21 protein-coding genes and 1 pseudogene are annotated in these 25,830 nt (G+C 71.6%); 13 read left to right on the forward strand and 9 right to left on the reverse strand.

Annotated features, from left to right (window positions below):
* Nucleotides 1–17 precede the first annotated feature (17 nt).
* The 7 genes and pseudogenes from ABD224_RS23970 to ABD224_RS24000 all read left to right on the forward strand — a co-directional run bounded on the left by ABD224_RS23970 (nucleotide 18) and on the right by ABD224_RS24000 (nucleotide 10,255).
* Nucleotides 18–2,867, forward strand: a complete 2,850-nt coding sequence (locus ABD224_RS23970) for a lysylphosphatidylglycerol synthase domain-containing protein (RefSeq protein WP_344053317.1) — start codon at nucleotides 18–20, stop codon at nucleotides 2,865–2,867.
* Between the two features lie 83 nt (nucleotides 2,868–2,950).
* A complete protein-coding gene (locus ABD224_RS23975) occupies nucleotides 2,951–4,519 on the forward strand; it encodes an alpha/beta hydrolase (protein ID WP_344053320.1) in 1,569 nt (522 codons plus the stop codon).
* A gap of 223 nt (nucleotides 4,520–4,742) precedes the next feature.
* Nucleotides 4,743–6,287, forward strand: a complete 1,545-nt coding sequence (locus ABD224_RS23980) for an alpha/beta hydrolase (protein WP_344053322.1) — start codon at nucleotides 4,743–4,745, stop codon at nucleotides 6,285–6,287.
* A 586-nt stretch (nucleotides 6,288–6,873) separates the two neighbouring features.
* A pseudogene (locus ABD224_RS23985) lies at nucleotides 6,874–7,035 on the forward strand (response regulator); the annotation flags it as partial.
* Between the two features lie 319 nt (nucleotides 7,036–7,354).
* Nucleotides 7,355–8,074, forward strand: coding sequence for a VanZ family protein (locus tag ABD224_RS23990; protein WP_344053324.1), 720 nt, complete (start codon nucleotides 7,355–7,357; stop codon nucleotides 8,072–8,074).
* A 200-nt stretch (nucleotides 8,075–8,274) separates the two neighbouring features.
* Nucleotides 8,275–9,126, forward strand: a complete 852-nt coding sequence (locus ABD224_RS23995) for a DUF3152 domain-containing protein (protein ID WP_344053326.1) — start codon at nucleotides 8,275–8,277, stop codon at nucleotides 9,124–9,126.
* Between the two features lie 652 nt (nucleotides 9,127–9,778).
* Nucleotides 9,779–10,255, forward strand: coding sequence for an 8-oxoguanine DNA glycosylase OGG fold protein (locus ABD224_RS24000; protein ID WP_344053353.1), 477 nt, complete (start codon nucleotides 9,779–9,781; stop codon nucleotides 10,253–10,255).
* Between the two features lie 219 nt (nucleotides 10,256–10,474).
* Here ABD224_RS24000 and ABD224_RS24005 read toward each other — a convergent pair whose 3' ends face one another.
* A complete protein-coding gene (locus ABD224_RS24005; protein ID WP_344053328.1) occupies nucleotides 10,475–11,200 on the reverse strand; it encodes a DUF4262 domain-containing protein in 726 nt (241 codons plus the stop codon).
* Between ABD224_RS24005 and ABD224_RS24010 the strand changes: the two genes are divergently transcribed.
* The gene (locus ABD224_RS24010) at nucleotides 11,111–11,575 is read left to right on the forward strand and encodes a DUF6624 domain-containing protein (protein ID WP_344053330.1); all 465 of its coding nucleotides are present in this window, start codon (nucleotides 11,111–11,113) and stop codon (nucleotides 11,573–11,575) included. The two genes, ABD224_RS24005 and ABD224_RS24010, sit on opposite strands and share 90 nt — an antisense overlap.
* A 284-nt stretch (nucleotides 11,576–11,859) precedes the next feature.
* Here the strand turns inward: ABD224_RS24010 and moeZ are convergent, their stop codons facing one another.
* The 7 genes from moeZ to ABD224_RS24045 all read right to left on the reverse strand — a co-directional run bounded on the left by moeZ (nucleotide 11,860) and on the right by ABD224_RS24045 (nucleotide 21,019).
* Complete coding sequence (moeZ, locus tag ABD224_RS24015; protein WP_344053332.1) at nucleotides 11,860–13,038, reverse strand: adenylyltransferase/sulfurtransferase MoeZ; 1,179 nt, start codon at nucleotides 13,036–13,038, stop codon at nucleotides 11,860–11,862.
* Between the two features lie 63 nt (nucleotides 13,039–13,101).
* On the reverse strand, nucleotides 13,102–13,851 hold the full coding sequence (locus ABD224_RS24020; protein WP_344053334.1) for a spherulation-specific family 4 protein: 750 nt from the start codon (nucleotides 13,849–13,851) through the stop codon (nucleotides 13,102–13,104).
* Nucleotides 13,839–14,804, reverse strand: a complete 966-nt coding sequence (locus ABD224_RS24025) for an NAD-dependent epimerase/dehydratase family protein (protein WP_344053336.1) — start codon at nucleotides 14,802–14,804, stop codon at nucleotides 13,839–13,841. The genes ABD224_RS24020 and ABD224_RS24025 overlap by 13 nt, the downstream gene beginning before the upstream one ends.
* 341 nt (nucleotides 14,805–15,145) lie before the next feature.
* Nucleotides 15,146–16,462, reverse strand: coding sequence for a hypothetical protein (locus ABD224_RS24030; protein ID WP_425581040.1), 1,317 nt, complete (start codon nucleotides 16,460–16,462; stop codon nucleotides 15,146–15,148).
* Nucleotides 16,459–18,174, reverse strand: a complete 1,716-nt coding sequence (locus ABD224_RS24035; protein WP_344053338.1) for a DUF3492 domain-containing protein — start codon at nucleotides 18,172–18,174, stop codon at nucleotides 16,459–16,461. The genes ABD224_RS24030 and ABD224_RS24035 overlap by 4 nt, the downstream gene beginning before the upstream one ends.
* A gap of 218 nt (nucleotides 18,175–18,392) precedes the next feature.
* A complete protein-coding gene (locus tag ABD224_RS24040; RefSeq protein ID WP_344053339.1) occupies nucleotides 18,393–19,976 on the reverse strand; it encodes a DUF3152 domain-containing protein in 1,584 nt (527 codons plus the stop codon).
* Nucleotides 19,977–19,984: 8 nt separating this feature from the next.
* Nucleotides 19,985–21,019, reverse strand: coding sequence for an alpha/beta fold hydrolase (locus tag ABD224_RS24045; protein ID WP_344053340.1), 1,035 nt, complete (start codon nucleotides 21,017–21,019; stop codon nucleotides 19,985–19,987).
* Nucleotides 21,020–21,229: 210 nt separating this feature from the next.
* On the opposite strand from ABD224_RS24045, the gene ABD224_RS24050 reads away from it, so the two are divergent.
* The 4 genes from ABD224_RS24050 (at nucleotide 21,230) to ABD224_RS24065 (ending at nucleotide 23,282) form a co-directional block, all read left to right on the forward strand.
* Nucleotides 21,230–21,442 (forward strand): hypothetical protein, encoded by a 213-nt coding sequence (locus ABD224_RS24050; protein WP_344053342.1) that lies wholly within the window; start codon nucleotides 21,230–21,232, stop codon nucleotides 21,440–21,442.
* Nucleotides 21,443–21,669: 227 nt separating this feature from the next.
* On the forward strand, nucleotides 21,670–22,317 hold the full coding sequence (locus ABD224_RS24055; RefSeq protein ID WP_067391719.1) for a TetR/AcrR family transcriptional regulator: 648 nt from the start codon (nucleotides 21,670–21,672) through the stop codon (nucleotides 22,315–22,317).
* Between the two features lie 122 nt (nucleotides 22,318–22,439).
* Nucleotides 22,440–22,667, forward strand: a complete 228-nt coding sequence (locus tag ABD224_RS24060) for a DUF3107 domain-containing protein (protein ID WP_344053345.1) — start codon at nucleotides 22,440–22,442, stop codon at nucleotides 22,665–22,667.
* A 345-nt stretch (nucleotides 22,668–23,012) separates the two neighbouring features.
* Nucleotides 23,013–23,282: a hypothetical protein gene (locus ABD224_RS24065; protein ID WP_344053347.1), complete on the forward strand. Its 270-nt coding sequence runs from the start codon at nucleotides 23,013–23,015 to the stop codon at nucleotides 23,280–23,282.
* A 42-nt stretch (nucleotides 23,283–23,324) separates the two neighbouring features.
* Here the strand turns inward: ABD224_RS24065 and ABD224_RS24070 are convergent, their stop codons facing one another.
* Complete coding sequence (locus ABD224_RS24070) at nucleotides 23,325–24,080, reverse strand: ferritin-like fold-containing protein (RefSeq protein WP_344053349.1); 756 nt, start codon at nucleotides 24,078–24,080, stop codon at nucleotides 23,325–23,327.
* A 496-nt stretch (nucleotides 24,081–24,576) separates the two neighbouring features.
* On the opposite strand from ABD224_RS24070, the gene ABD224_RS24075 reads away from it, so the two are divergent.
* A partial coding sequence (locus ABD224_RS24075; RefSeq protein ID WP_344053351.1) for a DEAD/DEAH box helicase occupies nucleotides 24,577–25,830 on the forward strand: 1,254 nt, incomplete at its 3' end.

Here is a 25,830-nt window from a genome sequence, read left to right on the forward strand (position 1 = left end):
GAGACCAAGAAGAGATCATGAAGCAGCAGGGTGTGCACCCCGACGGCGCGGAGGGCACCTCTGGGGCTTCGTCGCGCCCGGGCACCGGGGACACGGACGGTCCGAAGGCGGGAACACCCCAGAAGACACAGAAGACGGACAAGACGGACCAGACGAAGACGGACAAGACAGGGAAGGCGGAGAAGGCGGACAGGAAGCCCCCCGAGGACAGGGACGTGGCCCACATCGACGAACTGGAGGGCGACGAACCGCTGCTCCCCGCGCGCGTGCACCGCCCCCCGGACCTGATGCGGCTGCTGGTGGGCGCGCTCGCCATCGTGGTGCTGCTGGCGATCGCCGCGTTCGCGCACGGCACCACCTCGGGTCTCGAACAGGACATCAACAAGGGCACCGGTCAGGCACCCGACCTGCTGATCAAGATCGCCGGGTTGGCGTCCAGCATCGCGATCCTGCTGGTTCCGGTCGCGTTCGCGATCGAACGGCTGATCAAACGGGACGGACTGCGGATCGCCGACGGCGTGCTCGCGGCGGTCCTCGCCCATGGAGTGACGCTCGCCACCGACCTGTGGGTCGCCGAGAGCGCCCCGAGCTCCATCCAGGAGGCGCTCACCCAGCCCTCCCCCGGCGACCTGCACTCGCTGACCGATCCGGTGCACGGCTATCTCGCCCCTGTCATCGCATACATGACAGCCGTGGGCATGTCCCGGAGGCCGCGCTGGCGTGCGGTGCTGTGGATCGTGCTGCTGCTCGACGCCTTCTCGATGCTGGTCACCGGCTACACCACACCGTTCTCGATCATCCTCACGGTGCTGATCGGCTGGACCATCGCCTACGGCACCCTGTACGCGGTCGGTTCGCCGAACGTCCGTCCCACGGGGCGGACCCTGGTGGCGGGGCTGCGGACCGTCGGATTCCATCCGGTGAGCGCGGCCCGCGTGGACGTGGCGGACGCCGACAACGGCGACCGCGGCCGGCGCTACTTCGTCACCCTGAAGGACGGCCCCCCGCTGGACGTCACGGTCGTCGACCGCGAGCAGCAGGCGCAGGGCTTCTTCTACCGTCTGTGGCGCAACCTCACGCTGCGCGGTTTCACCACCCGCAGCAGTCTGCAGTCGCTGCGCCAGGCCCTGGAGCAGGAGGCACTGCTCGCCTACGCGGCCATCGCGGCCGGCGCCAACGCACCCAAGCTGATCGCGACCTCCGAGCTGGGCCCCGACGCCGTGATGCTCGTCTACGAGCACATCGACGGGCGTACGCTCGACTCACTGGCGGACGAGGAGATCACCGACGCCTTGCTGCGCCACACCTGGCAGCAGGTGCGGGCGCTGCAGTCCCGGCGCATCGCGCACGGCAGGCTGGCCGGTGACGCGATTCTGGTGGATCGTTCCGGCAGGGTCTTCCTCACCGATCTGCGCGGCGGCGAGATCGCGGCCGGTGATCTGCTGCTGCGCATGGACATCGCCCAGCTGCTGACGACGCTCGGCCTGAGGGTGGGCGCGGAGCGCGCCGTGGCCTCCGCGGTCGGCGTCCTCGGGCCCGACGCGGTCGCCGACTGCCTGCCCATGCTGCAGCCCATCGCGCTGACGCGCTCCACGCGCGCGACCCTGCGCCGGCTGGCCCGGGAGCGGGCGCAGCGGGAGCGGGAGGCCGTCCTGGAGGCGTCCCGGCAGAGCAGGCAGGCCCGGCTGGAGCAGTCCGCCGCGGAGGCCGGTCCCGCCGGTCGCGGGACGTGGGAGAAGCCCGATCGGCCCGACCGGAAGGACAGCAGGAAGGACAGCAGGAAGGACAAGAGGACCGAGCGTGCGGAGGCGCGGGCGGAGAAGCGGGCCATCGACGAGGCCCTGGAGGAGGCCCGCGAGGACGATCTGCTCACCCAGATCCGCCACCAGGTGCTGCGGATCAGGCCGCAGGCGCCGGTCGAGCCCGCCCGGCTGGAACGGGTACGGCCACGCACCCTGATCAGTTTCATCGCGGGTGCCATCGGTGCGTACTACCTGCTGTCGCAGCTCACCCACATCGAGTTCGGCACGCTCTTCGCCAACGCCCAGTGGGGCTGGGTGGCGGCGGCGGTGCTGTTCTCGGCGCTCAGCTATGTCGCGGCGGCCATGGCGCTGCTGGGCTTCGTGCCCGAACGGGTGCCGTTCGTGCGGACCGTGGCCGCGCAGGTCGCCGGGTCGTTCGTGAAGATCGTGGCACCGGCCGCGGTCGGCGGGGTGGCCCTCAACACACGCTTCCTGCAGCGCGCGGGCGTGCGCCCCGGGCTGGCGGTGGCCAGTGTCGGTGCCTCGCAGCTGTTCGGCCTGGGCTGCCACATCCTGCTGCTGCTGGCCTTCGGCTATCTGACCGGAACCGAGAAGACGCCGTCGCTGTCGCCGTCCCGGACGGTCATCGCGGGACTGCTGACGGTCGCGGTGCTCGTGCTGGTGGTCACGTCGGTGCCGTTCCTGCGGAAGTTCGTCGTCACGCGCGTGCGTTCCCTGTTCGCGGGTGTCGTGCCGCGCATGCTGGACGTGCTGCAGCGGCCGCAGAAGCTCGTCACCGGCATCGGCGGCATGCTGCTGCTGACCTTCTGCTTCGTGATGTGTCTGGACGCCTCGATCCGGGCGTTCGGCGACGAGTCGGTCTCGATCAGCATCGCCGGCGTCGCCGTCGTCTTCCTCGCCGGCAACGCGCTCGGCTCGGCCGCCCCCACGCCGGGCGGTGTGGGCGCGGTCGAGGCGACCCTCACGGTCGGTCTGATCGCCGTGGGTCTGCCCAAGGAGGTGGCCGCACCGGCGGTGCTGCTGTTCCGTCTGCTGACTCTGTGGCTGCCGGTCCTGCCCGGCTGGCTGGCCTTCAACCACCTGACGCGCAAGGACGCCCTGTAGGAACCGCTCTTCAGGACCACACCGCCTCCCCCGAACGGCCCCCGGCCCGCGCGCGGACCGGACAACGGCGCGAGGATGAGACCATGCGGAATCCCCGCGGACCGCGCGCCGCCTCCCTGACCGTGACCGCTGCCCTGCTGACCGCCCTGGTGACGGGCTGCGGCGGTGCGACGGGTGCGGACGCCGCGGGCGGGGGCACGACGGGCGGGAACCTGGCCGCCCAGAAGCTGACCTGGAAGGACTGCCCGGCACCGTCCGCGTCCGAGGGCGGTGCGACGCCCTCCCCGCCGCCGAACGGCGGCACATGGCAGTGCGCCACCATGAAGGCACCGCTGGACTGGAGCAAGCCCGACGGCGACACGATCGACATCGCGCTGGTCCGGGCGAAGGCGACCGGGCCCGGCAAGCGGATCGGTTCACTGATCTTCAACTTCGGCGGACCGGGCGGCTCCGGCACCGACACCCTGCCGCTGATCGCCCAGGACTACGCCAAGCTCGCCACCCGCTACGACCTGGTGAGCTTCGATCCGCGCGGGGTGGGCCGCAGCACGGCCGTGAAGTGCGAGAGCGACGCCTGGCTCGACCGGTACTTCCAGCAGGACGCCACCCCGGACGACGCCGCCGAGCGCACCACGTTCCTGAACAGCACCAAGCGGTTCAACGCCGCCTGCGAGAAGAACTCCGGGAAGCTCCTCCCCCATCTGCGCACCACCGACGCGGCCCGCGACCTGGACCTGATGCGCCAGGTCCTCGGCGACTCCAGGCTGCACTACTTCGGGCTCTCCTACGGCACCGAGCTCGGCGGGGTGTACGCCCACCTGTTCCCCCGGCACGTGGGCCGCGCCGTCTTCGACGCGGTCGTCGACCCCACACAGAGCCCCGAGCAGGTTTCGCTCAGCCAGGCCAAGGGCTTCCAGACGGCCCTGGACAACTTCGCGAAGGACTGCGTGTCGAAGGGCGCCGCCCAGTGCCCGATCGGCAGCAGCGTGCAGGACATCCAGAAGCGCATCGCCGCCCTGCTCGAAAAACTCGACAGCAATCCGATCCCCGGCATCTTCCCGCGCCGGCTGACCCAGAGCGCCGCGACCACCGGCATCGCCCAGGCCCTGTACTCCAAGGAGCTGTGGCCCGCCCTCACCGAGGGACTGCACCAGGCGTACGCCGGCAACGGCCAGATCCTCATGCTGCTGGCGGACGCCATGCACGGCCGTGACGAGAACGGCACGTACGACAGCCTCGTCGCCGCGAACACCGCCATCAACTGCGCCGACCAGAAGCAGCGGTACACCCCCGCCGACGTGGAGCGGACACTGCCCGCGTTCCGGGCCGCCTCTCCGCTGTTCGGCGACTTCCTGGCCTGGGGGAACCTCAGCTGCGTCGGCTGGGCGGTGCCCGGCGCGGCCGACCGCACCGAGGTGAGCGCCCCCGGCTCGGCACCGATCCTGCTGATCGGCAACACCGGCGACCCGGCGACCCCCTACGAGGGCGCACGGAGGATGGCCGACGAACTCGGCAAGGGCGTCGGTGTGCTGCTCACCTGGAAGGGCCAGGGCCACGGCGCGTACAGCAGCAAGGACCCCTGCGTCCAGAACGCGGTGAACAGCTACCTCCTCGACGGGAAACTGCCCGCGAACGGGACGGTCTGCGCCTGACGGAACGGTCCGGCGCCCAAAGTCCGTCCCGGAGCCCGTCCCCGGGGTCCGTACGAGCGGCCACGGCCCCGCACCGCCCGACGAGGGACGAAAGACCCGATTCCGCACGGATGCGGCAGGCCGGAAGGTTGTCCACAGGCCCGCACGGGGTGCGGCGGGATCCGCCTACCATGACGTGACCGCTCCCGCGGCCGATCCGCGGGAGCCCGTGAGGGGGGAGCACGTGTCACGTCTGACGCAGTGGGCGGCCGCGCTGGCCGCCGCGGTGCTGCTGGCCGGATGCAGCGGGGGACCGTCCGACACCGGCCGGGACGAGGGAAAGGGCCGGTCCGCCCCGGCGCCGGTCCCGTCGGCCGCGACGCCGGCATCCGAGCTGCCCTCCTCGCTCACCTCCCAACGGCTCGCCTGGGGCCGCTGCAAGGCCACCGCCGGCTCCCCCGCACCGGACGGCGACTGGCAGTGCGCGACGCTCAAGGCGCCCCTGGACTGGTCCCGGCCGGACGGGGAGACCATCGACCTCGCTCTCATCCGCGCCAGAGCCACCGGCAAGCGCATCGGCTCGCTGCTGTTCAACTTCGGCGGGCCGGGCGGCTCCGGCGTGGACACGTTGCCGTCGTACGGCCCCGTGCTCGGCACCCTGCGGCAGCGCTACGACCTGGTGAGCTGGGACCCGCGCGGGGTGAGCCGGAGCGAGGGCATCCGCTGCCGCAGCGACCGGCGGATCCAGGCCGCCGAGGCGATCGACACGACACCGGACACCCCGGCCGAGGAGCGGGCCTACTTCCGGGACGCGGCCGACTTCGGCCAGGGCTGCAAGAAGGCCGCGGGCAAGCTCCTCGCGCACGTCTCCACGACCGACACCGCCCGGGACCTGGACCTGATGCGCCAGGTCCTCGGCGACTCCAGGCTGCACTACGTCGGTTTCTCCTACGGCACCGAGCTCGGCGGGGTGTACGCCCACCTGTTCCCCCGGCGCGTGGGACGCATGGTCCTGGACGCGGTGGTCGACCCGACCGCGGACTCGGTGGGCCATGCGCGGAACCAGGCCCGAGGCTTCCAGCGGGCGCTGAACGGCTACCTGAAGTCGACCGGACAGGATCCCGAGCAGGGCTCACGCAAGATCGCCGACCTGTTGGAGCGCCTCGACGCGAAGCCGCTGCCCGCCTCCTCCGGGCGGAAGCTGACGCAGACACTGGCGCTCACCGGCATCGCCCTGGCGCTCTACAGCGAGAGCAGCTGGCCGGCCCTGACCCTCGCCCTGTCGGCGGCGGAGCGGGGAGACGGATCCGCACTGCTGGCCCTCGCCGACATCTACAACGAACGGGACAAGTCGGGCCGTTACGGCACGACGACCCACTCGCAACGGGCCATATCGTGCCTGGACGCCAAGCAGCGGCCGACCCTGGAGCAGGCGCGGAAGCTGCTGCCCGAGTTCGAGAAGATCTCACCCGTGTTCGGCTCCTCCATGGCCTGGGACACGGCCGGCTGGTGCCACGCCTGGCCGGTGCCCGGCCAGTACGACACACCCCGGGTCAGCGCACCGGGTGCGGCACCGATCCTGCTGGTCGGCAACACCGGCGACCCGGCGACCCCCTACGAGGGCGCACGGAGGATGGCCGACGAACTCGGCAAGGGCGTCGGTGTGCTGCTCACCTGGAAGGGCCAGGGCCACGGGGCCTACGGCAGCGGCAGCGACTGCGTGGACTCGACGGTGAACGCGTACCTGCTGCGCGGCACGGTGCCGAAGGACGGCAAGGTCTGCTCATGACGACGGCGGGGTCCGCCTGCGGTGCTCCCTCCGCTGCTCGGAGCTTTCCCCAGATGTGCACCACTCGGTGACCGTCGAGCACGTGGGCGAAGTCGTCCAGGAACCGAGACGCGAACTCGGGCCAGTTCCAGAACTCGAAGCCGAGGCAGGCGAACGCGAAGCAGCCGTCGGCCCGCTTCCAGGCACGGAGGCCGGAGGCCGACGCGCAGCGCGGACATGTGACGGCCGCTTCCCCGGTCGCGTTCCAGGCGTGGATGGCGTCGAAGAACGCCTTGTCGGCGCCCTCGGTCTTCTCCCAGGTTTCGGTGTGGGAGCAGGCCCGCTCGTCGCACCGCGGACAGACCGCGCACTGGGCGTCGCCCTGTCCGCCGTGGAAGACCGTACGTCCGGTCTCCACGTCGAGGCCGCCCATCGGCTCCCAGTCCGGCTCGGCAACGGCCTTCGCCCAGTGCTCGCCGGGCGGGTTTCCCACCGGCGCTCCGAGCACGCAGTCGGTCCGCTCGGCGCACACGATCCCCTCCCGCACGAGCCACCCAAGAGCACGTTCCGCGAGCGCCGGGGCCTCGGCCGGTGTGGCATCGAGGTCGACGACGGTCTGGAAATGCCGGGCATCAACGCGTACGACATCGCCGTCCTCGACCGCGACATTCCCGGGCCCTCAGGTGACGAGATCACCAAACGCACCGTCGCCCCGGGAAGCGGCATGCCGGTCCTCATGCTCACCGCGGCCGACCGTCCCGACCACAGAACCCTCACCCTCACCCCGCGCTCCGCCGGCGGGCTCCGTATCACGGTGGAACTGCCCAGTACGCCCTCGCACCCTGGCGGTGATGCGCCGCCACGACGGCGGTCGGCGCTGCCCGGACCCGGGCGACGCGGGACACCCCCTCACGAGTGACACAACGCCGCGGTGGACGCAGCGGCGTCATGTTCCCTCACATCGAACTCAGATCAAAAAGAGTCATGCACCTCGCGTTCGCCGGTCCCTTTGCCCGGAGTCCCGTGTATCGCGAACGTATCGAAAACCGCATACGCCGCCGCAACAGCTCTCCGCGTTCAGTGGAGGCATGAACCAGCACACACCACTGTCAGCCTCGACCCGTCGTACGCGGAGGATCGTCCGCTGGATCGTGCTCGTCGGTCTGGGAATCCCTGGTGCGGCGGTCGCCGAGTTCGTGCTGCGGTTGTTCGTGAGGTCCGTGCCGTTGGTCATGCACGGTGGCTGGCGCGCCTGGCTGTTCACCTTCAATGGTGTGATGCTCACCATGGTGGCCGCGCTGCCGTTGTCCGCGCTGGTGGTGTGGCTGCTGGCGCGCCGCCGGAGGGCCGCCGGTGCCGAGCCGGCCTGGGCGCTGCGCAAGTCGCTGGCCGAAGTCGGCCTGGTCCACGGGACGGTGCCGTGGGTGTGGCTGATCCTGATGCCGGGCGAGCGGGCCGGTGAGGTCTCCGGCCGCCTCAGTCTGGTGCCGGTGGTGGACCTGCTCACGATGGGGCCGCTCGGGATCCTCGGCAACCTGCTGGTGTTTGCGGCACTGGGTTTCTTCGCCCCGATGCGGTTCGCCGGGCTGGCGTCGATGCCTCGGATCCTGGCGCTCGGGGCGGGCTGCTCGGTCCTGGTCGAGACCCTCCAGTACGTCCTGCGGCTGGACCGGGTGTCCTCCGTGGACGACGTACTGGTCAACGCCACCGGTGCCGTCCTGGCCGCGATGGCGTCCCGCCGCTGGTGGCGCGTCCCGGCCGCAGCGCCAACCGACGCCTCCCGGCCGGCCCCGGTACCGGCGGGCTGACCCGCCCGCGGTCCGGCCGCCCGTCCCACGCCGCACACGGCACCGCGTCAGTACGGCGTCTTCCCTCGTAGCTCCAGGCAGACGGCTCCAGGCGGACGCGGCAACCAGCGCCCGGTCCGGCGTCCCCGCGAAGTGCCGACGACCTTCCACGAAAAAAGATCAGGACTTTTGCTCGACACAAGGCAGGTGGCAGTTTCCCGGTGAGCACCAGAACAGACCGGCGCCGTGCCGACTCCCCTCCCGTCCCCCGTTCCAGGGCACGCGTCCGCCGGGCCACCCGGCGCCGCCGCTGGACGACTGCCGTCTTGACGGCGCTTCTGGCCCTTGGTGCCGCTTCGGCCTGTCAGGCGGTCGTCCACCGACTCGCCGACATACCCGGACTGCCCGACCGCTTCGGCCGGGGCTCTGCACCAGCCGTCATCGCCGATGAATCCCCCGCGCCAAGCCCTGCCCCCAGCCCGACACACACGCCGAGTCCCACCCCGACGGCCGTACCGGAGTCCGGTCCGGGTACCTTCGCCGTCGCCACCGCCGGAGTGGAAAACACCCGCAGGGGCAGACCGTACCGGGTGGAGGTCGAGGAGGGTATCGGTGTCGATCCCGACGAAGCCGCCGAGCAGATCGCCGCGATCCTGAACGATGAACAGGGCTGGTCACACGGCGGCGACGTCACCTTCCGGCAAGTCGCCGACGACAGCGCCACGCTGGTGATCCGCATCGCCACGCCGGACACCGCGGACGCCATCTGCGCGGCCGGCGGCCTCGACACCGACGGCGAGCTCAACTGCCGGGTCGGCCGGACAGTCGCGGTCAACCTCAAGCGCTGGCAGCTCGGTTCACCCGAATTCGACGGACCGCTCGAGGAGTACCGGGCACTGATCATCAATCATGAGGTCGGCCACTGGCTCGGCTACGGCCACCGCGGCTGTCCTGGGCCCGGCAAGCCGGCCCCGGTCATGATGCAGCAGATCAAAGGGCTGAACGGCTGCGTCTCCAACGCCTGGCCCTATGCCCCGGACGGCACCTTCTACGACGGCCCCAAGATGCCTTGAGGGGCAAGCAGGACCGGCACCGGCTACGACAGCCTCACCTGAGGTGTGAAACCGGCGGCCTCTTCCTCGTTTTGCTGTTTGCCGACTGCGTTGCGCGGGGGTGTGCACGTCGTGGCAGGGATCTGCGTCCCGGGGGGCGGTGTTCACCCACCAGGGACAGCTCGACCAGTGACCTCACCGGCCCGTCGCCGTACCACATGACATCGGCCGACTCGAACAGCGCGTCCGAACGAGCGATGAGGCAGGAGCAGAACTCGCCGCTGAAGCGTGTGCAACGTACAGACCCAACGTACAGACCCTTCGGAGCCGTACCGTTCGCCGGGGAACCGTCGAGCACCGTGCCGCAACGTGAGCTGAGAGTCTTCGTCGGTATCGGCAGGCATGAGCGCCGGATTCGTCTCTCTTCTCCCTCCCGCAAGGCGGGATGGGGTCATGGCGCCCACCGACTTGTCGCACCTGTAGTTGCCGCACGCGTGCCGTGAGGCTCTTCGCAAGCCCCGGTCGGAGCGGATCGACGGCCACACCGTCCCCATAGCCACCGCTTGGTGGAACGCCGAGACAGCCGCCGCTCGCCTTCCTGGCGCCTGTGGCCGGACCAGGCGTCACGCGACTCAGTCGTGGCGACTTGTTCAAGGATGCCGCCGACCTTGATGTGGACTCCGACGAGGAGCTTCTGCGGTTTCTGTGGCGTGTCCTCGCCTGGGGCAGCGGCAGGAAACTCCGCCTCAACCACAAGCGCGTACAAGCTGTGGCGGATGACCGATCCTCAGCCATGGCGGCTCTGCGTCAGGCCCTGAAGGCCGCCCGAGAGGATCCAGCGCAGGCGTACGAGGCTCTGCGCCCAAAGGACCGCAATGCCATCGCGTATCTGGGTCCGGCGTTCTCGACCAGGGTTCTGTATTTCGCCGGCTGCGGGGCCCTCGACCACCCGTGCGCGATCCTCGACTCCCGGGTGGCCGCCACGCTCAAGAACACCTGCAAGTGGGACTCACTCGGTGAGAGCGAATGGCCCACCAGCACCTGCATCCGGTACTGCACACTCCTGGACCGCTGGGCCCACGAGGAGAGCAGGAGGCTCGGGCGCCGTATAGGCGTCGACGAGATCGAACGCTGGCTGTTCAGGCCCTGATCGGCGAACCGAGCTGTCGATTGCGGTCTTGACGCATAGGACGCCGTGCTGCAGCCGTGTCGGATGCAAGGGACAGCCACGGTCAACACCAGCCGCTGGAGGTCCATCCGTACCCGCTGGACCGGCTGGCAAGGCCACAGCTCAGCCGTCGGGTCACCCGGCTTCTCTCCTCAGCGGGGCTCACCACCGGACCACGTTGCCCAGGAGCGAGCGGTGGTCTCAGTCGAGGTCGGCCCACGGTCCGCTGGTTTCCTCCTTCGGTATCCACAGAAGAGGTTGGCTCGCGCGGCAGTACTCGTCGGCCTGTTCGTCCCAGGGAAAGCGGCCTTCCTTGTCCGGCCAGAACAGTTGCATGACCGGAAGCGGAGGAGCCTGGTAGTAGTCGATTCCGGCGCCGAAGAAGTCCCGGTACCAACTCGGGTGAACCGGCCGGACGGTCACCGGACAGCCGTTCAGGATGTCGTCGCGCACCTGGTCGGCTTCCAGCGGGTGGCCGTTGCGGATCTCGCCACCCGCAACGTTGAGGATGGACATCATCGTCTGGACCCGCAGTCCGAAGACGCAGACCTCGGGGCTGCGCAGGGTGTGCCACAGGCCGATCGAGTAGGCCCAGTCCGCCGGCGCGTCGTCTCCGGCAGTGATCCCCATGACGTGCCACCCGAACTCGGACACGTTTGCCGCTATGCGGCTGTCGCGTTCCTCCCGGACCGGGCCGTCCGGAGAAGGGGCGCACAGGAGGCAGGAGCAAGGAAAGTCGTCCACCCGAGGAGGGTACGGTGCCTGCCGATCATGGTTGACGCCGGGCTCGTCCGGTCGGGTAGCGGCGTAGCCGCACTGGCAGCGGAACTTACGGACATGGCTGTGGCCGATCACCGGTTGGCAGTCCTCGCGAACAGCGATGACCCCGCCGAGCAGCTGGCCTGGCGGCGACTGACCGCCCGGCATGGTGACCGGCTCAACGAGATCATGGACGAGTACGGCCGGCCGACGGCGGAACCGGTCGGCGAGGAGGCCGCACGCGCGGCATGGCTCATCGCTCAGCACGCCGACCGGCAGCTCGACGTTCAGCGGCGTGCCCTCCAGCTGATGCGGCAGGCGGTGTCGGCAGGCTCGGCCGGCCCGCGCGAGCCGGCCTTCCTGCGGGACCGCACGCTGGTCAACGAGGGCCGCAAGCAGGTCTACGGAACCCAGATCGCCGGCGTGAAGGGCGGGGCACCGGTTCCGTGGCCCTGTGAAGAGCCCGAGCGCATGGACGTACTCCGTGCGGAAGTCGGCATCGAGCCCTTCGACGAGTACGTCGCCGAGTTCTCCATGGCCTGACGCCCCGTTTCCGGTCGCGTCCGGTGGATCACTGCCCGAGCTCACCTGCCGCCGGCAATGATCCGCCGGACGGACCCTGGCGAACCAGCTGAACACCGTTGCCGCGGTTGCCCATGCAGGAAGAGGTCGTGCCTCCCAGCCGGCGGTGGCCAAGCCAGGAGCTCGGGCCGTCCCCGGGCCGTCCGAGGCCGTCCGACACCGACCGGCAACGACCGAAGCCCACGGCATCCGGACTGGTCAGAGCCGTGGGCTTCGTCAGATCCGCCGGTCAGCGGAAGGGCTGATCAGTAGACCGGCTTCTCCGGTTCGATCTGGTTGACCCAGCCGATCACACCGCCGCCGAGGTGCACCGCGTCCGAGAAGCCCGCGGACTTCAGCACGGCGAGGACTTCCGCACTGCGGACGCCCGTCTTGCAGTTCAAGACGATCTTCTTGTCCTGCGGGAGGCTCTCCAGGGCGCTGCCCATGAGGAACTCGTTCTTCGGGATCAGCCGGGCGCCCGGGATGGAGACGATCTCGAACTCGTTCGGCTCACGGACGTCGATGATCTCGATGTTCTCGCCCTCGTCGATCCACTGCTTGAGCTGCTTGGGAGTGATCGTCGAGTCGGCGGCCGCAGCCTGGGCCTCCTCGGAGACGACGCCGCAGAAGGCCTCGTAGTCGATGAGCTCGGTGACGGTCGGGTTCTCGCCGCAGATCGCGCAGTTGGGGTCCTTGCGGACCTTGACCTGGCGGTACTGCATCTCCAGGGCGTCGTAGATCATCAGGCGGCCGACCAGCGGCTCGCCGATGCCCGTGAGGACCTTGATGGCCTCGGTGGCCTGGATGGAGCCGATGGACGCGCACAGGACGCCCAGGACGCCGCCCTCGGCGCAGGAGGGCACCATGCCGGGGGGCGGGGGCTCCGGGTAGAGGCAGCGGTAGCAGGGGCCGTGCTCGGACCAGAAGACGGAGGCCTGGCCGTCGAAGCGGTAGATCGAACCCCAGACGTACGGCTTGCCCAGGAGCACGCACGCGTCGTTGACCAGGTAACGGGTCGCGAAGTTGTCCGTGCCGTCGACGATCAGGTCGTACTGACTGAAGATGTCCTTCACATTGGAGGCCTCGAGCCGCTCCTGGTGGAGGACCACGTTCACATACGGGTTGACGCCCTTGATCGTGTCCCGGGCGGACTCGGCCTTGGGGCGGCCGATGTCGGACTGGCTGTGGATGACCTGGCGCTGCAGGTTCGACTCGTCGACCTCGTCGAACTCCACGATGCCGAGCGTGCCCACACCCGCCGCGGCCAGGTACATCAGACCCGGCGAGCCCAGGCCACCGGCGCCCACGAAGAGCACCTTGGCATTCTTCAGCCGCTTCTGCCCGGCCATCCCGACATCGGGAATGATCAGGTGGCGGGAGTACCTGCGAACCTCGTCTACGGTGAGCTCGTCAGCCGGCTCGACCAGGGGTGGCAGCGACACGGGGACTCCGTTGATCGGTCAATCACTACAGTTGTTCTCTTCGTAACACTGCCACGCCCTTCTTCATTCCGAGACACCCGTTCCGATGCGCGAGATGATGTCGTCCCAGTAACCGGGCAGGCTCTCCCAGGGGTCGGCGAGCCCTCCGCGGTCGGTGCGGTCGGTGAACCAGATCGTCGCCGCGCCCTGCCAGCGGGCGATGCGCAGTGCCTCGTCGAGATGGCTGCGCGGAAGGCCGTGCACCAGGTGGCAGAAGCGCTCGGGCGGGTAGTCGGCGGTCCACTCCGCCACCTGTGACCAGCGGTAGTCGCTCCACGGGCCGCGGAAGGTCACCAGCTGGTCGGCGTTCTCGGCATAGCCCGGGTAGGGGTGGGTGCCGTGGCCGAGGACGATGTGGGCACCGTCGTGCAGTGCCCGCAGCGCGCCGGTCGCGCGGCGGATCTCGGGCAGTGTGGCCCGGTCCGCCGGGCAGCGGCCCAGGAAGAAGCCGTCGGCCCGGTACCACTCGAGGTACCGGCGCGCATCCATGATCAGCTCGGCCAGGGGCCGGGCACCGTACGCGGCGTCGAGACGGCCGAGGACGCGGACGCCCGCGTTGCGCAGGCGTCCGGCCGCGTCCAGGCAGTGCGGGTCGGGCTGGATGCCAGGGCCGTCGGCGACATTGAGGACGACCCAGTGCAGCGGTGTGCCGGGGCGGGCGAGCTCGGCCCACTCGGTCCGGGCGAGAAGGGGGTGGGCGCAGCCGGGGGCACCGAAGCCGGTGCGTATCTCGGTGCCCGAGGTGCCCGCCGGTGTGCTGGTCAGATACGGCATGCCGCCTCCATCCAGATGTCGGCCAGGGACTCCTCGAGGTTGATCCGGGGCCGCCAGCCGAGCCGGTCGCGGGCGGTGCGCACATCGGCCTGCTGCCAGCTGCCGCAGCCGTCGGGGTAGGGGAAGGCGACCTGGGTGGGGTGGTGGTCCGGGTCGGGGCGGGGGTGCCCGATGGCAGGCCTGATGTGGCCGCCGGGCGGGCCGTCGAGTTCGTAGAGGGTGCCGCCGTATCCGGCGACGCGGGCGAGGATCGCCGCGGCGTCGCGCAGCCGGACGGCTCGGCCGGAGCCGATGTTGATGATGCCCTGGGCGGCGGAGAGGGAGGCGGCGTGGACGGCGCGGGCCACGTCGCGGACGTCGACGAAGTCGCGCTGGACACCGAGGCCGCCGAGCTTGAGGTCGCTGTCGCCGGACTGCATGGCGCGGCGCATGGCCTCGGCGAGCCGGCCGAGCGGCGAGCCCGCCGGGGTGCCGGGGCCCGCGGGGGAGAAGACCCGGAGGACGACGGCGTCCAGGCCGGAGCCGAGGACCAGTTCGGTGGCGGCGAGCTTGCTGACGCCGTACGGCCCGCCGGGGCGGGGCACGGCGTCCTCGGCCGTGGAGGAGCCGGGCTGGCTGGGACCGTACTCGGAGCTGCAGCCGATGTGCACCAGCCGGGCTCCGCAGCCGCTGCGGCGCAGGGCCTCGCAGACGGTGGCGACGGCGACGGTGTTGTGCCGGATGAGTTCACGGGCGCCGCCCCGGGTGGCGCCCGCGCAGTTGATGACGACACCGGGGTGGACCGCGTCCAGGAAGCGGGTGAGCGCGCCGGGGCTGCCGGTCGTGAGGTCGAAGCGGACGTCGGCGTCGTCACCGCGGCCGAGCGCGGTGAGCTGGACGGCCGGGTCGGCGAGCAGGCGTTCGGCGACGAAACGGCCGAGGTATCCGTTGGCTCCGATCAGCAGGACCCTCATCGGGCGGCTCCCGGGGTGTGCGCTCCGGTGACTCCGGATGCTCCGGCGACTCCGGATGCTCCGGCGACTCCGATTGCCCCGGATCGGGCGGTGATCATCTGGTGTTCTCCTTCACGGGGTGGTGCTTCACGGGGTGGTGCGACCAAGCGCTGGTGCGCCCAAGGCGTGGTGCGGCCGGCAGTGCGGCCCAGGGGCCGGCGGTGTGTCCCAGGGGCAGGGGAGGTGCTGCGGCGGGCTTGGGCGGTGGGCCGGGTGTCCGCGGCCGGCCGGGGGATGCGGGCCGTGCCCCTGGCTCGGGCCGTGCGGAGGTGCGTGCGCGGGGCGGTCGGCCATGGGGTCCGTCATGGCTGTTCCTCCGCTCGCGCATGGGCCGAGGCCCTGGTCAGCGTGCGGCTCGCGTGCACGAGCAGGGCCAGGGCCGCCGCTCCGCAGACGAGGGCCTGCACACTGCCCGGCCCCCAGAGGGCCACCAGGGTGTCCACCGGGGTGGCGAGGAGACGGCAGCCGGGGAGGCGGGCGGCGAGGACGCACGCCTGGGCCGTCACCTCGGCCATGGCCGCGACGCCGAGGGCGACGGCCGGGGCCCGGGTGAAGCCGTGGACGGTGAGGAGGCGGGCGAGCAGCAGCAGCGCGCCCAGCGCGAGGGTCTGCGCATGGCCGGCGGGCTCGTCCAGGGCCGCCCCGCACACGGTGGCCAGGGCGGCCAGGGCGCACAGGAACAGGCCGAAGGTGCCGAGCAGAAGAGGCCGTACGGAGGCGGCGAACTCCTCCAGGCCACAACTGGTGGCCATCTTTCGCCGGGCTCCGGCGGCGAAGAGGTGGGCGGTCCAGACCGCCGGGGCGCCGGCGAGGGCGAGGGCCAGCACGGGAGCGGTGGCCATCGGCCAGGCCCCGGCGGCGGTGCCGTCGGGCAGTACGTCGGGACCGCCGGTGACGGCCGCACCGAGCAGGCCGTCGCCGAGGAGGGCGTAGGCGAGCAGCAGACATGTCCACGCGCGCGTGCCGGGCGTGTGCGCACCGGCCGGTGTGCGTCCGCCGGTGCTCAGCGGGCCGTGGCGGAGCATGGCCCGCAGGCCCAGTCCCACGGCGAGGACGCCGAGCGCGGCGACGGCCAGGCGCGTTTGGCCCTCGGTCAGGCGCAGTCCGGCCACGGTGGCCGCGCCCAGGACGCCGGGCAGCAGGCCGAGAGCGACCGGGCCGAGGCCCATCGGGGGCGCGGCGGCGGCTTCGTGGCGCACAGGTGTCCCGGTGTCGCGGGAGATCCGGGCGTACATCTCCTCGGCGAGCGAGAAGACGTCGCGGTGGCGGAAGCGGGCGGCAGTGCGGTCGGTGACGCCGTGCGCCTCCAGGCCGGCGGCGATCTCCAGGGGGTCGACGGCCTGCTCGCACAGGTCGCGGTGCCGGTGCATCAGGGTCTTGACCGGGTCGGCGGCGCCGCGCCGGGAGGGACCGGACGGGCTCCGGCCGGAAACCGGCGGCTCGCCGGGACCCCCGGCCGCACGAGCGGGGACGGCCGGGGTGCCGGGGCGGTCGTCTCCTCCCCGGTCCCTCCGTTCTCCCCGTTCTCCCCGGTCCCCCCGGTCTTCCAGTCCTCCCCGGTTCCCCCGTTCTTCCAGTTCTTCCAGGCCGCTCGCAGGGCCGCTCACCGGGCCGCTCATCCGGAGACCTCCAGGGTGGTCACAGGGGTCTGGCAGGGTGCCGGTGCGCCGGCCTCCGGGGGATCCGCGCCGCGGACGGGGAGCCCGGTCCAGCTGCCGGGCAGGTGCGCCTCGGCCGGAGTGGCGAACGGAAGGGGGTCGTCGGTCCCGCCGAGCGCGACGCGCCGGTCCGGGGAGCGCGAGACGATCTCGAGGTACATGTCGTGGAACGCCGCGACGTTCTGCTCGACGGTGAACAGTTCGAGCGCGCGGGCGCGGGCGGCGGCCCCCAGGCGCACACGGCGCTCGGGGTCGCGCAGCAGTGCCACGCACGCCTCGGCGAGCGCCCGCGGATTGCGCGGGGGGACGACGAGTCCGGTGCCGCCGATGACCTCCACGACCGCGCCGACGTTCGTGGAGACCGTCGCACGGCCGCAGAACATCGCCTCGACGAGACCGGCCGGGAAGCCCTCGACGACGCTCGACAGGACGATCACGGCGCCCGAGGCGTACACCTCGGCGCGTGTCGGGGCCTCCGGGGTGCCGATCTCCTCGAAGGACACCGGGTTGTCGCCGACGGTGTGCGGGCCCTCGGCCTCGTCAGGGAAGAGCTGGGCGGCGAGCGCCCGGCAGTGGCTCAGGTAGGCCGCTCCGTCGGAGCCGATCGCGGTGCTCACGATCCGCAGCCGTGCCCTCGGTTCCCGCGTGCGCACCTGGGCGAAGGCGTGCAGCAGGGACACCAGGTCCTTGGCGGGCTCGATGCGGCCGATCCACACCAGCGTGTCCGGGTCGGCGGCCTCCGGTGACTCTCCGACCTCGGTGAAGCCTGTGGCGTCCATGCCGGGGTGGACGGTGCGCAGTTTGGCGCGGTCGGCGCCGCAGCGCTCCTGCCAGCGGCGGGTGTGCGCATTGCCGTGGGTGACGAGGGCGGCCCGCCGGTACGCCTCGGCGGCGACCCCTCCGTGGAGGGCGGCGAGCAGGGCGCGGACGGCCGGGGCGGTCCTGCCGGCGTCGGTGGCGAGGTAGTGCGCGCGCAGGTGCGGGCCGTACTCGGTGACCAGCAGGGGGACACCGGTGAAGTGGCGGGCGAGCAGCCCGGCCAGGGCGGCGGCGCCGCCGGCCGCCGCATGGCAGAGGTCGGCGGCACCGAGGCCGTCGTCCTCGTACCAGTCGACCGTGAGCGGGCTCAGCGCCCGTCCCAGGTGCCCGGCGGCCGCGAGCAGGTCCGGGACACGGGCCTCGCGCACCGTACGCGATGCGCCGGGTGCGCGGCAGGCGCGCTCCAGCGTGCGTACGGCGGTCTCCGAGCGCAGTGCGCCCGCCAGTCCCCCTTCGTCGCGGGCGAGTTCGGCGAGCCCGTACAGCGCCCTGCTGAAACGGTCCGCCTCGTCGCCGGTACGGTCCCGGCCGGCCGTCTCGGCGCGGTCACCGGGGCTGCCGCCCATCGCGGCCAGGACCGACGTCAGTTCGCCGTAGCACTCGGCGAAGCGCCGGCGCGCACGCCGTCCATGGGTGATGCCGTCGTCCTCGGCCGCCCACAGGGGTGCGGTACGGACCCGGCCGATCTGGGGTGGCAGCGGTACCCAGCCCGCCTTCTCCTGCCGGCGGTCGCGGCTGAACGCGTAGAGGTCGAACTCGTGCTGCCCGGGCCCGCGCACGAGCCGTTCGCACCAGAGTCCGGCGTCACCGTCCACATACGGATAGCCACCCTCCGTCACCAGTCCGATGCGCACGCGTGCACCCCCGTTCCCTCTCGTTCCCTCCGTGCGGGAAGCCGCCCGTCGTGCGACGGCTCGCAGCGGGACGAACGTATGCGGACATGAGGGTGGCGCGATGGACGGTTGTCCATCGCGCCATCAAAAGGGGTGAAGAGGCGTAACTTTCCCGCGCGGGACGCGTTCGACGCCCTGGGAGATCGGCCGGGTGCGGGGCACCGCACCCGGATCCGCGATCAACTCCCGGGATAGGGCCAGGGGTTGGGCAGACAGCGGATTCCGTTGTACTCCAGGAACTTGGTCTGCTGCTGCATCACGGGGGCCAGGGCGCCGTCCTTGTCGCAGGTGACGTGTCCGTAGCCGAGCCGGTGACCGACCTCATGGTTGATCAGCATCTGCCGGTAGGCGTACATCTTGTCGCCGTAGGTCTCCGAACCCTGCGCCCACCGGTAGGCGTTGATCATCACGCGCTCGGTGGAGGCCGAGTCGCACGAGACGTTCTCCTGGGTGGTGTCCAGGCCGGACTTGGCACACCAGACGGCGGTGGTGCCGGGGCTGGCCAGCGTGATCACGAAGTCGGGCCTGCCGGAGGAGACGCGCTCGAAGGCACGGCGGCCGCCGTGGGCCCAGCTGCGGTCGTCGTTGAGCGTCCTGTGCACGGCCTCGGCGAAGAGTTCGCCGTCGAGGCCGAGGCCCTTCTCCACGTCGACACGGTAGGTGTACGTGCGTCCGTACGTACGTCCCTTGCCGGGTGCCCTGGCGGTGCCCGGGACCGTCTCGAACTCGCCCGGGCCCTTGAGGGTGGGGCTGAGTTCGTACTTCATGTTCATCTTCTGGCCGTACGTCAGCGCCCGCGTGCTCGGCGGCGGTTCCGCCGGCTTGCCGTCGACGGCCGCGACGTCCGCGGCCCCGTGGCCCGTGCGGTCGGGCACGGAGTGCGCCCGCACATCGGTGCCGGAGCGGCCGTCGGCGACCTGTCCGGCGACGACGACGGCGAGCGCGGTGGTGACGGCGGCGGCCGCGATGCCGGTGTACGTCCGCCCCTTGGTGCCCGTGGTGCCCGGGCCGCGCCCGGTCCCGGCGCCCTGCCCGTCCGACGGCACGGACGACACCGCGGCCGGGCGCGCGGACGGCGCGCCCCCGCGGGGCCGGGGCGTTAAGGGAGCGCCCTCGTCAAAAGCGTTCACATACTCCTGCCGGGGTCCTGCGGGAGGCGACTGCCGCTGCCGGGGGACGGGGGCGCGGGCCTCCGCGAGGGCGTCCATGCCCCCCGGGGCCCCGGCTCCGGTGGCCTCCGCTCCCCGCGCCGCGGCGCCACCTGTTTCCCACTGTCCCCAGCCGCCCCCGGCCTCCCGCTGCTCGGGGTGTCCGCCCCGCACCTCGGGGGCGCTGGGGACCGGCCTGCCGTCCGGAGCCCGCGGGGCGTCCCACGCGGGCGCCGCGTCGGCGGACGTCGGCATCCCGTGCGCGGGCGTCCCGCCGGGCGGCCACGGAGCGCCCTGAGCCGGCGCCCCGTAGGGCCCGTGCGCGGGAGTGCCGTCCGGGAACCGCGGGACGCCCCGGGCGGGGGTCCCGTCCCCGAAGTACGGCGCCCGGGCGGACGTCCCGTGCACCGGGCCCCCCGCACCGGCCGGTTCCCCGGGCACCGCGCCCGGCCCCGGCCGGCCGCCGGGACCGCGCCAGGGATCCGGACGGTCCCACGCCTCCCCGGAGCCGCCCCCGGGCTCGCGTCCCTGCCGCAGCTCGCGGCCGTCCTGTGCTGCGGTCGTGTCCGCGGTGTTGCCCCGAGGGGCGGGCCCGCGGCGGCTGTGGCGTCCCACCTGGTCCCTCAACCCCCCGTGGTCGCGTCGGACGTCCTGTCGGCGGCCTGCCCGGCCGCGTTCGTGCGTCTCATCGCTCTGCCCTCCAACTCGCCTGTGTCCGCCAGCAGTTCACGGAATGCGGTCGCCACCGTATCCGGGTACTCCATCATGGCCACATGCCCGGCGTCCGGGAGGGCGAGCAGACGGGAGTCGCGGAAGGCCCGGGCCGCGCGCTGGGCCATGCGGAAGCCGACGAGCTGGTCACGGCCGCCGTAGATCAGGAGGGTGGGCGCGAGGACCCGCTCGGCCTGGCGCCACAGCCCGTGCTGGCCGCCCAGCGTGTAGGCGTTCACGATTCCGCGCGCGGAACGCGCCATCGCGTCCCAGAAGTACGGCAGCTGCAGCCGCCGTTCCATCTCCCGCACCGCGTTGCGGAACCCCTCCGGCGTCACCCGTCTCGGGTCGCCGTAGCACAGGGCCATGACCCCGCGGACCCGCTGCTCCGCCGTCCACTCCCGGGTGAGCCGGGTGAACAGGGAGGCCATGCCCGGCACCGCGAGCAGGGCCGTCGGCACGGCGCTGCGCTGCACCCGGATCTCGGGCAGCGCGGGCGAGACGAGGGTGAGCGTGCGCACGAGGTCGGGACGCAGTGCCGCGACCCGCGTGGAGACGGCGCCGCCCAGGGAGTTGCCGAACAGATGGACGGGCCCGCGGCCGGAGGCGTCGAGAAAGCGGATCACCGCGCGCGCGTGCCCGGTGACCGAGTAGTCGCCGTCGTCCGGCGGCGGGGACTCCCCGAAGCCCGGCAGGTCGAGCGCCTCGCCGTCGACGACGTCGTCGAGCAGTGCCATCAGCGCCGACCAGTTCTGCGAGGAGCCGCCGAGGCCGTGCACGTACAGGGCGGGCGGCAGTCCCTCCCGCGCGGGCGGGCGCGAGCGCACCGCCAAGGTGATCCCGGGAAGCTCGACCGAGCGGAGGTGCTCTCCCTCTTCGGCCCCGGCAGGTGTCACCCTGGGAAGAACATTGGCGGGCGGCGCGGAGGGCAGCTCGGTCGAAGACATGCGGCAATGTTACGAGGCGATCACACGGCGACTCTGTGTCCGCTGTCACAGATCGCGCATCCCCCGGACCACGGATCGCATAGCGTCCATTTCGGGTGTCTCCTACGCTCGTACACGGTGTCCCCTACGCTCGTACACAGGGCACCCGCATTCGGCCCCTGCCTCCGTCAGGGACACCCGCAGGGACATGTCGCACGAAGGGAGCCCGGCATGACATTCGACCCCATCGACCCCGAGACGATCGAGAACGACGACGTCCCGGAGATCGACGTCGAGACCCCGAAGCACGACGCCGTCGAGCAGCAGGCGGACATCACACCGGAGGAGGACGAGCTTCCCCTCGGGGATCCGACTCAGGCCAGCGAGGCGGATCTCATCGAACAGGCGCGGATCGTCTCCCTCGACGAGGACGACTACCGGTGAGGCGCACGGCGATATGCGAATAGACGTTCGAGGCCTCCCGCGGAAGAAGTCGTCGGCCAGGAACAACGCAGCGCCATGCCTGGAATGAATGTGTTCACAACCTTCTGCGCCGCTTTCGCCGCTGTCCAGTCCGTGAAATTCTGCGTTCGCACCGCGCACGGCGCGGTTACCGAAAAGTACGATGGCGGCGCGGCGTACACCGCATATGGACGACTTTGGGAGGCGGCGTGACAGCCATCGAGCAGACAGAGGCGGCACGCCCGCGAGGTACGCGCCTGCCGCGCCGTGCCCGGCGGAACCAACTGCTGGGCGCCGCCCAGGAGGTCTTCGTGGCGCAGGGCTACCACGCCGCCGCCATGGACGACATCGCCGAGCGCGCCGGCGTGAGCAAGCCGGTGCTCTACCAGCACTTCCCGGGCAAGCTCGATCTCTACCTCGCCCTGCTGGACCAGCACTGCGAGGCACTCATCCAGGCCGTACGGAACGCGCTGGCGTCGACGACCGACAACAAGCAGCGTGTGCGCGCCACGATGGACGCCTACTTCGCGTACGTCGAGGACGACGGCGGTGCCTTCCGGCTGGTCTTCGAGTCGGATCTGACGAACGAGCCGGCGGTGCGCGAGCGCGTCGACAAGGTCACCAACGAGTGCGCCGAGGCGATCTGCGACGTGATCGAGGAGGACACCGGCCTCTCGCGCGCGGAGTCGATGCTGCTCGCATCCGGCCTCGGCGGCCTGGCGCAGGTGGTGGCCCGCTCCTGGCTGCACAGCGACCGCAAGGTCCCGCGTGAGCAGGCGGTCCAGCTGCTGACCTCCCTGGCCTGGCGCGGCATCGCGGGCTTCCCGCTGCACGGGAGCGAGCAGCGGGACCGCTGAGCCGCGGGCTGTTCGCTCATGGCGAGCCCCGGCGCTCCGTGCTCGTCCCCTCACCGGGCTAATGTGTGCGGGTATGGCGCGGAAGGTCGCGCACTTCACCGACCGTTCGGAGGGACATAGCCGTGGAGGTCAAGATCGGCGTGCAGCACGCGCCCCGCGAGATCGTTCTGGAGAGCAACCAGAGCCCCGAGGAGATCGAGCGGACGGTGGCCGAGGCGCTGGCCGGGAAGTCGCAGCTGCTGACCCTCGTGGACGAGCACGGCCGCAAGGTGCTGGTCCCGGCCGACCGTCTCGCGTACGTCGAGGTCGGTGAGCCGGCCCCGCGCAGGGTGGGCTTCGGCGCGCTGTGAGCCTGCGCCGCGGCGCAGGCCGCGGCGACGGCCGACGGCTTCCCACCAGCGGCCACCGGCGGCTTCCGGGACACCTGCGGGCGTCCGCGGACGAGAACAGGAAATGCGAGAGGGGCACGGCGGTACGGGACCGCCGTGCCCCTCTCGTGTCTCTCCGCGCTTCGCCGCGTTCCTCTGTTCTTCTCCGTCTTTCCCCGCGTTGTTTCCCTGTCTTCCCCCGCGTTTCTCCACGGGCTCCACGGGTGGCGCACAATCCCCTCGCGAAGAGGGTTGCCTCCCGCAGGGCAGGGGTATGACGGGCTACGACCGTCAGCACCGGCCGACCGTGTGGGAGGGAACCGTCACATGCTCTGGGAAACGCTCGGCTCCGCGCTGATCGGCCTGCTGCTCGGCTGGACCGCGTTCCACCGTCTCGCCCACCGTCTGCCGTCCCGCCTCCTGGTGCAGTCGACCGGTGTCGCCGGCGCCCTCTTCGGCGCCTTCGTCACCCACAGCGCGCTCGGCTCCGGCGGTCTGCTGCCGGCCCTGCTGGGCGCGGCGGCCGTCTCGACCGCCGCCCTGTCGCTGCTGGTGCGTCCCTCGGGGGGACTGAGCCGGCGCTCGGCCCCGGCCTGATCCGGCGCCGGGGGCGGTGCGTTCCCCGAGCGGGGCCGGGCCCTACGCCGCCAGTCCCAGAGCGGCCATCCGCTTGGTGTGCGCCTCGGTGATCCGGGAGAACATCTTGCCGACCTCGGCGAGGTCGAAGCCGTCCGCGACGCCACCGACGAGCATCGTGGACAGCGCGTCCCGCTCGGCCACGACCCGCTGGGACTGCGACAGGGCCTCGCCCATCAGACGCCGCGCCCACAGCGCGAGCCGGCCTCCCACGCGCGGGTCCCTGTCGATCGCCGCGCGCACCTTCTCCACCGCGAAGTCGGCGTGCCCGGTGTCGGCGAGGACGGCGAGGACGAGCTCCCGCGTGTCGGAGTCCAGGCGGACGGCCACCTCCCGGTAGAAGTCGCTGGCGATCGAGTCGCCGACATAGGCCTTGACGAGCCCTTCCAGCCAGTCCGAGGGCGCCGTCTGCTTGTGGAAGCCCTCGAGTGCGGCGACGAACGGCTCCATCGCGGCGGTCGGGTCCTCGCCGATCTCCGCGAGCCGGTCGCGCAGCCGCTCGAAGTGGTGGAATTCGGCCGACGCCATCTTCGCCAGCGCGGCCTTGTCCGCGAGGGTGGGGGCCAGCTTGGCGTCCTCCGCGAGCCGTTCGAACGCCGCGAGCTCCCCGTACGCGAGCGCGCCGAGCAGGTCCACGACCGCGGCGCGGTACTGCGGGTCGGCGGCGGCCGTCGCCCAGTCCTGGGCGGCGATCCCGGTGCGTCCGGCCGCTGCGTCGGAGGTGTCGGAGGTGTTGCCAGACTTGTCAGAGCTCGTCATGAAGCGCACAATAGCCCGCTCTCCGTGCGGGCGAAGGACCCGGACGACCAGTGTGACGACGACTACGTGACCGAATCAGCCATCGCGTGTGCGCGTTTCCGGGGTATGGTGGTATTGCGCCTGCTGAGTACGCCGCCGTGACAACGGCGTACGTCGACAGGCCGCATGTATGAGGATGCCCGGTCGGTGGCCCGATCGGCTCCGACCCGACAGCCCTCTCCGACCGTACGGCTTTGTGCGTACGACGGCCGGAGGGAACCTCCAAGCGGTACGAGCGCTGGAGCGTCGGCTGTGGTCCCGTGCCACACCGTCCGCCCCGTGAGGGTGGCCGACGTCCCCGGCACGGTCAGGTGACACGACCCCCGCGCTCGCCTCGCGCCGCACACACGGAAGAGGCAGCACCCTGACTACGACGTTCCGAGAGCTCGGGATCCTTCCCGAAACCGCCGAGGCCCTGGAAGCCGTCGGCATCACCACCCCCTTCCCCATCCAGGAAATGACGCTGCCCGTGGCCCTGACGGGCGCGGACGTCATCGGCCAGGCCAAGACCGGCACCGGCAAGACGCTCGGCTTCGGCATCCCGCTCCTCGAGCGCGTGACCGTCCCCGCCGACGTCGAGGCCGGGCGCGCCGCCCCCGAGGCCCTCACCGACGCTCCGCAGGCGCTCGTCGTCGTCCCCACGCGCGAGCTGTGCATCCAGGTCACCAACGACCTGCTGACCGCCGGCAAGGTGCGCAATGTGCGGGTCGTCTCGATCTACGGCGGGCGGGCCTACGAGCCGCAGGTGGAGGCCCTGAAGAAGGGCGTCGACGTGGTCGTCGGCACCCCGGGCCGGCTGCTGGACCTCGCCGGCCAGGGGAAGCTGAGCCTGAAGCACGTGAAGTGCCTGGTGCTCGACGAGGCCGACGAAATGCTCGACCTGGGCTTCCTGCCCGATGTCGAGAAGATCATCGACATGCTGCCGGCCAAGCGGCAGACCATGCTGTTCTCGGCCACCATGCCGGGCGCGGTGATCGGGCTGGCCCGCCGCTACATGTCGCACCCCACGCACATCCGTGCCACCACGCCGGACGACGAGGGCGCGACGGTCGCGAACATCCGGCAGTTCGTCTACCGCGCGCACTCGCTCGACAAGCCGGAGATGGTGGCCCGCATACTGCAGGCCGAGGGCCGCGGGCTGGCGATGATCTTCTGCCGGACCAAGCGCACGGCGGCCGACATCGCCGGGCAGCTGCAGCGCCGCGGCTTCGCCGCCGGCGCGGTCCACGGCGACCTCGGTCAGGGCGCCCGCGAGCAGGCGCTGCGCGCCTTCCGCAACGGCAAGGTCGACGTCCTGGTCTGCACCGACGTGGCCGCGCGTGGCATCGATGTCGAGGGCGTCACGCACGTCATCAACTACCAGTCGCCCGAGGACGAGAAGACGTACCTGCACCGCATCGGCCGTACGGGGCGTGCGGGCGCGTCGGGTACGGCGATCACATTCGTCGACTGGGACGACGTCCCGCGCTGGCAGCTGATCAACAAGGCGCTGGGGCTGGACTTCCACGAGCCGGTGGAGACGTACTCCACCTCCCCGCACCTGTTCTCGGACCTGGGCATCCCCGAGGGGACGAAGGGCGTCCTGCCGCGCTCGGAGCGCACTCGCGCCGGGCTGGACGCGGAGGAGCTGGAGGACCTGGGCGAGACCGGCGGCCGGGGCGGTCGCGGCGGCCGTGGCGGCGAGAGCCGGGGCGCGGCGCACGGCGCCGAC

Source organism: Streptomyces thermoalcalitolerans, assembly GCF_039525155.1.
Taxonomy (GTDB): Bacteria; Actinomycetota; Actinomycetes; order Streptomycetales; family Streptomycetaceae; genus Streptomyces; species Streptomyces thermovulgaris.